Source organism: Methanospirillum sp. (genome assembly GCF_035560735.1).
Classification (GTDB): domain Archaea; phylum Halobacteriota; class Methanomicrobia; order Methanomicrobiales; family Methanospirillaceae; genus Methanospirillum.
This window is the reverse complement of the sequence record NZ_DATMYY010000141.1, coordinates 1-2,680: the sequence shown is the minus strand read 5'-3', so window position 1 is coordinate 2,680 and position 2,680 is coordinate 1. Positions and strand designations below refer to the sequence as shown.

The following is a 2,680-nucleotide window of genomic DNA, read 5'->3' as shown; positions in this document are numbered from 1 at the left end:
GAACCGTGCATCTTCTGCATAATACAATCTATCATTACCCATTCTTCCAGGAATCTTTTGGAACTTTGATCTCAAAGCATGACCCCTTGCCCGGGATGCCTGTCTCTCGGATGGTCATCCCGGTAATGCCTAATATTTCCCTAATTAAAAAAAGACCGAGCCCGGTATTCTTTCCATACCCACGTTCAAAGATTTTTTCCTTTTCAGAATTGGCAACGCCAATACCATTATCTTCACAGGCAATCACCAGGAAGTCGTCCATGACCTTATTAGATATTACAATTCGTTTCAACGCCGGACCCCCATAATGCAGGGCATTATCTATTAAATTGAAAAAGACCTTTGGGAACATTGGATCAGCATATACCATGACCACATCGGGAACAGAAACAGATACCTGAACATGGGATATATCAAGATCAAGAATAGCCTTTCGAATTGAATCTCCCAGATTCTGCCACCTTGGTTGTTGCTTTTTCAAATCCTGATAAATATTTGTAAATTCAATCTGATGGCGAATGGTATCAACAATATCTGAAGTCTTTTGTAGGTATTTCTGAGCTTCATCAGGTAGTGTCATATCAGTCTTCAATATCTCCAGGTACCCATCAAGTGCGGTCATCTGATTCTTAATATCATGATGGGTAATATTTGTCAGAAGATTGAGCTTTTTATTAGCTTCCTGGAAAGTTTCCTCCATCTGTTTTCTATCCGTAATATCCATACCAACAGATTGAAACTCAATGACCTTTCCAGAATCATTATAAATTGCACGATCACTCCAATGCTGCCACCGTATACTTCCGTCAGGCATTATGATCCTGTTATCAATAGTCACAATAGGATTTGTTGGAGAAATCCTGGAAAATGTCTCCTTCATGAGAACATAATCTTCCGGAGGGACTATAACCGAATGATGCTTTCCAATACAAGTCTCTGGATCGAGGTAGAAGTACCTGCAATAAGCCCCATTCACAAAAGTAAGTAGCCCGTCAGGAGAAAAACGGCATATTAATTCAGTTTGATCTTCGACCACATTTCGGTACTGACTCTCACTATCGCAGAGAGCTTTCTCGATATCTTTTCTTTGTGTAATAAACCGTGCCTGCTCAACATTCTGGTATGCAATTGATGATAACTGAGTTGCCAAAGTGTAGAGGAACTCTGCAATTTTGATGAACCTTTCATGAGACATGACCGGAACTTCGCGGAATGCTTCTACCATAGCCTCCTCATCTGCTCCGATTTCACGAGCATATATTCGTATTTGCTCTTCGGTCTGTGTCTCATCACGAACCTGGCCAGCAAGCCAGCAGGCAATAGTTTTTCCACCAACCGATATTACGGCGCCTGCATCCCATAAACCACAACTCAAGCAGGGCTTGATGACAGGCCCGGTTGATGGAGCCAGACATATCGCTACATCTGACCGAATGCATTTCTCCAATCCGATTTTTGTTTTCTGAATAATATCACGACATAACCTGCAAAATCCACTCGGATTGGTAATTGGAGATCCATTAACTTGAGTGATAATCGACGCAACCCCGGTAGCTGCAGCAAATTCATCCTGAAGACGTTGAATATCTGCCAGGTTAAATAGGTTTTCAAAACTGATACTTGACACTGAGGTCATGGGCTGGGTTAAAGCTACAATTCTCCTTTCCAGTGCCTCCTCAGCCCGTTTTCGCTCAGTAATATCCTGATTCGCACCCTGGATCCTGTAAACATTTCCATACGAATCATGGTTTGTGGAGTATCGGACAATAACAAACCGGATTTCTCCATCACGCCTGATGATTCGATGTTCCAGTTTGGTACTAAAATCCGGTTCTTTCGCTGATAGTGCCCTCGGAATTTCTTCCAGAACTCGATGAACATCAGAGGGATGAACAAACACCCGGAGATATTCTTCAAAAGAAATGTTGTATCCCCCTTCTTGCTCTGCGGTTGTCCCGTAAAGAGAGTATAGTCTGTCATCGAAGGTGAACATCTTTGATGACACATCAAACTCCCATGTTGCCATATGGGCAAGATCCAGGGCATTGTCAAGTTTTCGATGATTCTCCAGGAGAGCACGTTCCATCTGGATTCGTTCAATTTCTGATGATATTTTTACTGCAATAATGTTGAGTGTTTCCTGGAGAGCAGGAAGTGGCAACAGTGGAGTACGGGAAAGGATACAAAGGACCCCGATTATTTCCCCTTTTGAATTTTTTAGCGCTATTCCCACATATCCCCTGATATTGAGTTCTTGTAATTTTTTGCTATCAGGGAATTTTTTTGCTGCATTGTCATGAACGACATAAAATCCTTTTTCTATTACGCGTTTACATGGTGTGCCTTTTAACGAGTAGGAAATCCCTGGTATCTCCTTATCATCAAGGAGCATGTAAACAACCTGAACAGTTTCTTTATCTGAATCTATCTCCCCAATCATAACACAATCTGCATGTATCCGCGAGATGATTGTTTCAGAAACGATTTTGAGAGCATTAAAACCAGTTGTACCCACCATGCTCCTGACAAGCATCTGATGGGTAGCATCTATCTCCTCTTGTTCAGTGATATCTTGAAAACTAACTAATATGAACGGTTTTCCATTCATATTCAGAAGGTTTGAATGAAGCCTGCAGGTAGCAACTTCCCCGTTTTTTCTCCTGCAATTCACTACTAATTC

General features: G+C 41.7%; 1 protein-coding gene. It reads right to left on the bottom strand.

Annotated features, from left to right (window positions below; all coding sequences use genetic code 11):
* Window positions 1-34: 34 nt before the first annotated feature.
* A partial coding sequence (locus VN429_RS04320; RefSeq protein WP_325630171.1) for a PocR ligand-binding domain-containing protein occupies window positions 35-2,680 on the bottom strand: 2,646 nt, incomplete at its 5' end.